This window comes from Intrasporangium sp., assembly GCF_051961875.1.
Lineage (GTDB): Bacteria > Actinomycetota > Actinomycetes > Actinomycetales > Dermatophilaceae > Intrasporangium_A.
Genome location: NZ_JBQCCV010000223.1, coordinates 1 through 6,354, shown reverse-complemented (window position 1 = coordinate 6,354; position 6,354 = coordinate 1). Strand labels below are relative to the sequence as shown.

The 6,354-nt window shown below is 70.6% G+C and carries 5 protein-coding genes; 2 read left to right on the top strand and 3 right to left on the bottom strand.

Annotation, left to right across the window (positions count from 1 at the left end; translation table 11 throughout):
* The coding region (locus ACTHJJ_RS13290) for a N,N-dimethylformamidase beta subunit family domain-containing protein (RefSeq protein ID WP_440303416.1) at positions 1-1,363 on the top strand (1,363 nt) is incomplete at its 5' end.
* On the opposite strand, the gene ACTHJJ_RS13285 is transcribed toward ACTHJJ_RS13290, so the two are convergent.
* Positions 1,290-3,038, bottom strand: a complete 1,749-nt coding sequence (locus ACTHJJ_RS13285; RefSeq protein ID WP_440303415.1) for a carbamoyltransferase C-terminal domain-containing protein — start codon at positions 3,036-3,038, stop codon at positions 1,290-1,292. The genes ACTHJJ_RS13290 and ACTHJJ_RS13285 overlap by 74 nt on opposite strands.
* A 90-nt stretch (positions 3,039-3,128) precedes the next feature.
* Positions 3,129-4,220: a universal stress protein gene (locus ACTHJJ_RS13280; protein ID WP_440303414.1), complete on the bottom strand. Its 1,092-nt coding sequence runs from the start codon at positions 4,218-4,220 to the stop codon at positions 3,129-3,131.
* A 127-nt stretch (positions 4,221-4,347) separates the two neighbouring features.
* Here ACTHJJ_RS13280 and ACTHJJ_RS13275 point away from each other — a divergent pair, with 127 nt between their 5' ends.
* The gene (locus ACTHJJ_RS13275; protein ID WP_440303413.1) at positions 4,348-4,488 is read left to right on the top strand and encodes a hypothetical protein; all 141 of its coding nucleotides are present in this window, start codon (positions 4,348-4,350) and stop codon (positions 4,486-4,488) included.
* 38 nt (positions 4,489-4,526) lie between these two features.
* Here ACTHJJ_RS13275 and ACTHJJ_RS13270 read toward each other — a convergent pair whose 3' ends face one another.
* Positions 4,527-6,197 carry an NERD domain-containing protein gene (locus ACTHJJ_RS13270; RefSeq protein ID WP_440303412.1) on the bottom strand — a complete coding sequence of 557 codons (1,671 nt, stop codon included), beginning with the start codon at positions 6,195-6,197 and terminating at the stop codon, positions 4,527-4,529.
* Positions 6,198-6,354 lie beyond the last annotated feature (157 nt).

Here is a 6,354-nt window from a genome sequence, read left to right as displayed (position 1 = left end):
CGAGCGCTGGCGGGCCCGCCTCCACCGGGTGACTGGGGACCGCGCCGTCGCGGGGAGGACGGAGTGGGTCGTCGGTGTGGAGGCGGGCCTGCATCTTCCGTTCCAGGACTGGGGGGAGACGAACGCGGGACTCGATGGGCTTGTCCGGCCCGCTTGGCCGGCCTATGAGCTCCCGATCCCGGGCGACTGGCCCCCAGGGGTCTACGTGGCCGACCTCGTCGAGGCTGGGGCCGCGGCCGGTGGGCGCCGGGTTGACGATCCCGTCGACGCCCGTTGCGGCAGAGCGCTTTTCGTGCTCCGACCTCGTGAGGGAGCGCCTCCCGCGCCGACCCTCTACAAGCTGCCCCTCTTCACGTACCACGCCTACAACCTCGTCGTGCCGGAGCCGTACGACCCGGCGTCGGGGCGGGGGCAGTGGTGCCTCTACAACATGCCGCCGCCGGAGCACGTACCGATCGCGTTCCCGACGGCCGTCAGCGTGCACCGGCCGGGCGGCGGCACCGGCGGCACGCCGTATGACACCTTCGACCTGGACCCCTTCGACGAGACGCTGCGGCAGACCTACGTGCACTGGGACGCGAAGATGGTCGACTGGCTCGAGCACGAGGGTCACGAGCTCGAGTTCTGCACGGATTTCGACCTGCACACCCTGGGCCGCGACCTGCTCGACGGGCACCGGCTTCTGCTCAGCGCCGGACACGACGAGTACTGGAGCGCCGAGATGCGCGACGCCGTCGAGCGATTCACGCATGACGGGGGCAACGTGGCGTTCTTCGGCGGCAACGTCGCGTGGTGGCCGATCGTCTTCACCGGACCGACTGCGTTCTCTCGTGAGGGCTGGTGGTGGGAGGTGCCGGGTCGCCCGGAGAACCTCATGACCGGGGTCAGCTTCCGCAACGGCGGCGAGCGCGACGGCGCCGAGCATCCCGTGCCGGTGGGCTACCGCGTCCAGCAGAGTGAGCACTGGGTCTACGCGGGAAGCGGTCTGAGGGACGGGGACCTCTTCGGTGCCGGCGCCGACGAGTACATCGTCGGCTACGAGTGCGACGGCGCTGACTTCGACCGGGAGGACCTCGAGGCGGGGCGGCCCGTGCGCCCGACCGGAGCGGACGGCACGCCGGCCTCGTTCGAGATCCTCGCGGTCGGGGATGCCCGGCCGAGCGGGTGGGGCCTGGGCAACGCCGCTGCCACCATGGGCGTCTTCACCGAGGGTGGCACGGTCTTCACGGCGGGGACGACGGACTGGCCGCGCGTGCTTGCCTCGGGTCACTCCCCCGAGGTCGAGCAGATCACGCGGAACGTGCTGGCACGTCTGGCCGGTCCCAGCTCTCGTCCGGGACCGGTGGCAGGCGGTGCTTCGTGACGAGGAAGGGCGGCATCGCGAGCGCGTGCATCCCCGTCGAGCGCAGTGTGGCGAGCGACTGGGCCGGCGTCTCCGTGAGCGGGTCACCGGGGCCGTTGAGCGAAGTGTTGATCAGGACGGGGCAACCGGTGCGGTCGTACCACGCGGTGAGGAGTCGGTGCAGGAACGGCGTGTTCTCCCGCTCCACGGTCTGGAGCCGAGCGGTCCCGTCGACGTGGGTGATGCCGGGATAGGTCGCTCGGTGCTCAGGCCGCACGTCCGCGGCGTACTGCATGAAGGGTGCGGGCCGGTCGACGTCGAAGATCTCGTCGGCGTGGTCCGCAAGGACGAGCGGGGCGAGCGGCCGGAACCACTCCCGCCCCTTGACCTCGAAGTTGATGTAGTCCTGCATGGCGGCGCGCCGTGGGTCCCCGAGGATCGTGCGATGGCCGAGGGCGCGGGGGCCCGACTCGCTAGGCCCGTCGTGCACCGCGACGACGTACCCCTCGAGGAGCTGGTCCACGATGGCCCCGACGAGCTCGTCGTCATCAGCCAGTTCGATGACCGAGACGTCGGCGCCCAGCGCCACCACCGCCGCGCGGACCTCGGAGGCGTCACGCTCAGGGCCGAGGAAGTCATGGTGCCAACGAAACTCGCTCTCCTGACCGAGACACTCGATGAGCCCGTAGAGCGCGGCGCCCACGGCAGTGCCGCCGTCGTGGGGGCTAGGCGGGATGAAGACGTCGCTGAATGCCGACTCGCGCAGGATCCGACCGTTGGCGGAGCAGTTGAGCGCGATACCCCCGGCGAAGACGAGGTCATCCATGCCGCTGGTCTCGTGGAGCCAGGACGTCACGGCGAGGATCGCCTCCTCGAAGGCGAGCTGCCCGGCGGCGGCGAGGTCGGCGCAGTCCTGGAACTCGCCCGATCCGTCGATGAAGTAGCCGTAGCGGTCCTTCTCGTCGAACGCCTTGAGCCACTCCTCCGGGATGAAGACCTCGTGGCCGCGCACGTCGAGCGCGGGCAGCGCGTTCCTGGACGGGTCACCGAACGGGGCCAGGCCCATGACCTTGCCTTCGTTGCCCTCGCCCTCCGGCCAGAGCATCTTCGTCAGCAGCGAGTAGAAGCAGCCGAGGCCGACCGGTCGGGCCCAGTCACCGTCCCAGAGCTGCTTGGCGAGCACCTCGACGGGTGGGCGGCCCGGCTCTCCGCGACAGCGGTAGAAGGTGCCGACCTCGAGCAGGTCACCGGGTGTCCCCGACGCGAGCGAGACCGGCGTGGGCTCCGGCTCGGTGAGGTCACGGACCCGGCTGCCCTGGGCGTCGATCACCATGCCCGCCGCCGCGTCGAAGGGCGAGGGCGGGAACGCGCTGTAGAGATGGGACAGGTGGTGGGAGACCGCGACGATCCGTGCGTCCTCGGTCAGGTCGAGGCAGGCGCGGAGCTCGTCGTGGTAGTCGTCGGCGTGCTCGACCTCGCTGTCCGACGACCACCCCTCGACGACGAGGTCGACCGGTCCCTGCAGCTCGGGGAAGCAATCGAGGTAGAGCCGCGGCAGGTCGCCGAGGCGTCCCCAGTGGTGCTTGCGGCGGCTGACCCGCTCCTTCTGGAGGGTGTGCACGGAGCGGGGTGTCGCGACGGCGATGGAGCCGTCCTGGGTCCGGTTGATGCCGACGACGGTCGGGGTTCGCGCCATGGATCATCGCTCCTGTCGCGCCAGAGGTGCTAGGCCCGTACCCGCTGGCGGCAAGCGCTCACCGGAGCGCAGCTCGCTCCGCCGCGGCGGTCAGTGGACCACCATGACCGGGCAGAGCGCCTCGTGGATGACGGTGTGGCTCACCGACCCGAGGAGCAGGCCGGTGAACCCGCCCCGACCACGGGATCCCACGACGATGAGCCCCGCATCGAAACCGAGGTCGGCGAGGGCGTGTCCCGGCGTGCCCGACAGCACCTCGTACTCGATAGACAGCTCCGGCTGGGTCACGCCGAGGATCGCCTTGGCCTCCAGTAGCGATTCGCGCGCATGGCTTCGCGCCTCGCGGTCGTGGCGCCCCTTCGTCCGAGGGTCGGAGTACGCCTGCGGCAGGACGGTGCCCGCCTCCGCGACGGCGACGACGTGCAGCGGCGCGTCGGTGCGTGCCGCGATGTCGGCGGCCTGCGCGAGGGCCCGTGCCGAGTGCGGCGAGGCGTCGATCCCCACGACGACGCTGCATCCCGGACCAGGGTGTGGCGGGTTGTGGCCATCCTCGGTGGCGGTGCGCACCACGACGGCCGGGCAGTGTGCGTGCGCGGTCACGGCATACGAGGTGGATCCCAGCAGCCCGGACAGGAGGCGTCCGCGTCCGCGGCTCCCCGTCACGACGTAGTCCGCCTGTCTCGACGCCTCCACGAGCTGGCCCGCTGGGGTGCCGTAGACGGGTATGCCGCTCACCCGGCCCTCGCCGAGGACGGCTGTCGCGCGCTCGACGCCCTCCAGCAGCACGCTGTTGCCCTGCTGGGCGGGGGCGCGGTCCCCTGGCTTTATGGCTTCCGATGCCGCGGCCCCCGGCTCCGTGGCGCCCGACTCGGCTCCCGACTCGGCAGCCTCGGTCTCCGAGGTCGGTGTTGCCGGCGTGACGGCCTCGGGAGGCACGGTCTCCGGGGTCAGGGGCTGTGGCGCCACGGACTGCGCGGCCGCGCTGACGGCGGCATACCGTCCGGTCGGGTCCACGGCCGACAGGCCGGGGCTCCAGTAGAGGTCGAGGCAGTGCAGCACCGTCAGGTGCAGGCCCTGGCGCAGCGCCGACTCGGTTGCCCAGTCCAGGGCGATCCTGGCGCCGTGCGACGCGTCCCAACCGACGACGATCCCGCGGACCTCGTCCGCGAAGGGCTCACTCATCCTCCCGACCTCCTCATGTGGCGGGGCGGCATGGCCCGGAGCCGAAGCTTCCCTCTCATCATCTCGCATCAGCGGCAGCCTCACCCGAGGTCTGGTTGAACCCGATGGCCGGGGGTAGGGACGGGCCATGAGTGACGACCGACCCGAGAGCCAGACCGAGCCCGAGGCACCCCTCGAGGACGATTCGGGACCTGCTGGTGAGCAGCCCGAGAACTCAGATGCCGACGTCCTCGAGTCGCAGGAAGAGGAGGGCCCCCCGGACGAGTGAGGGCTGGTGCACCTGCGGCGGCGCAGGAGGCGCCGAGGTCAGCTGAGTCCGATCCGGGCAGCCACCTGGTCGCCCCCGATGGCGCGGATCAGCATGGGATCGCCGACGATGACGAGCCGGTCGGTCGCCCGCGACATCCCGACATAGAGCATCTCGGTGGCCCGCTCGAGGTCCGGCTTGGCGTTGGCGCACAGGACGACGGCCCGCCGTTCCAGACCCTTGCAGCCGAGGACGTGGCCGTAGAAGACGTCGTCGTTCTCCCAGAAGGAACGCCAGTACCCGGCCTGCCCCTCGGCGGCCCACCGCTCCTTCTGGATCGGATGGCGTGACCCGAGGGTCAGCAACGCGACGTCGCTCGGCTCCCACCCCTGGTCGAGGAGGCGGTCGACCTGGTCGTCGGCGACGCTCAGGGCATCGTCGGTGTCACAGGGCACGAACTCGACCTCTGCGCCGTCGCCGCCGCGGAGGCTCATCCGCATGGGGGTCAGCGGCCCGAACGCCGTCGCGATCTGCCGAGTGTTGCGCAGGTTGTGGTCGAGCACGAGCGGCACGAGCGGCACCGGCGGCTTGCCGAAGCGGCTGAACACCCGCTGGTTCTCATCGGAGTAGACGTAGAGCCCACCGGTCTCCTCGTCCTTGAGCGCCCGCATCAGGGACAGCCACCAGTCGTCGGCAAAGTCCTGCGCCTCGTCGACGATGATCGAGTCGAAGCGCCGGCCCTCGGGAAGCGCCGCGGCCAGCTGGGACATCCGCGCCGCGAGACCGTGCTCCCAGAATTCGGTGTCGTTGCGCTCCGGGAACTCGGTGATCCCCCACTCCCTCGCGAGGTCCTCGAAGCACCCCACGAATGCGGGCCGTTCCTTGCGCGGCACCCCGGCCAGCTGCCGCTTGAAGTACTCGCTCAGCCCGATCGAGTAGCACAGCAGTGCAACCCGTTGAGGCTTGCGCTTCCCCCTCCCGCGCGTCAGCTCCTTGGCCTGGGTCAGGGCGAGGATGGTCTTGCCGGAGCCGGCGCCGCCGCGGACCTCGAGCCGGTGGATGAGACGGGCGGCGTTGAGCAGGGTGGCCTGCTCCTGTGTGAGCCGGTCGGCGACCGCCTCGCGCTCGTCCGCCTCCTCGGTGACGGCGCGGGTCGGCAGGTGCCGCCCGGTGAGGATCTCGCCGATGAGCTCGATATCGTCCTCGGTCGGCACTCGGTTGTCGGTTTCCTGTTCGAGGACAACGTCCCTGATGCGCTCCAGGAGGTTCCCGAGGTCACCCCTGCCGCTGATCGCCCAGCGCGGGCAGTCCGTGGTGGCGAAGTCGTCGTCGAGGTCCGTGAAGGGCAGCACCACCATGTGGCCCCAGCGCACCCGCCTCCGTGACGAGTCACTCCAGCGCTCGTCGCGCTCGACGTACTCCCTCAGCGCGTACTTCCCGTCACGGGCCTGGTCGACCGGGTGGATCCGGCTGCGGCTCCTCCGCTTCTCGCTACTCGTCCACCAGCGGCCCTGCTCGTCGACGGAGACGCTGCCGCCCTTGACCTCGAGCACGACGATGCCGACCTCCGGCATGAGCACGATGATGTCGAGCTCGTGGTCCTTCTTCTTGCTGGTCAGGCGCAAGTTGGCGATAAGGCGCGTATCCGATGAGATCGTGCCCTCGAGGCGCTCCCACACGAGGCGCTCGGACTCGTGCTCGAACCTCGGCCGCTCCCCCAGCTCGCTCATGCCCGGAGGCTACCGCTCAACAGCCCCACAAACCGGGCGTATGCCGCTCACCCCGCCTGTCGCACAAACGCTCAGTCCCGCTCTCGTCGAGTGAGCGCTCGACCCCACCGGTCACAAGGGCCCTCCCCGTCGACTGAGCATGCCGTTGTCCCCGCCG

Bases quoted from the DNA above. Each gene is read 5' to 3' on its own strand.
- ACTHJJ_RS13285 (WP_440303415.1), bottom strand. From the start codon at position 3,038: ATGGCGCGAACCCCGACCGTCGTCGGCATCAACCGGACCCAGGACGGC.
- ACTHJJ_RS13280 (WP_440303414.1), bottom strand. From the start codon at position 4,220: ATGAGTGAGCCCTTCGCGGACGAGGTCCGCGGGATCGTCGTCGGTTGG.
- ACTHJJ_RS13275 (WP_440303413.1), top strand. From the start codon at position 4,348: ATGAGTGACGACCGACCCGAGAGCCAGACCGAGCCCGAGGCACCCCTC.
- ACTHJJ_RS13270 (WP_440303412.1), bottom strand. From the start codon at position 6,197: ATGAGCGAGCTGGGGGAGCGGCCGAGGTTCGAGCACGAGTCCGAGCGC.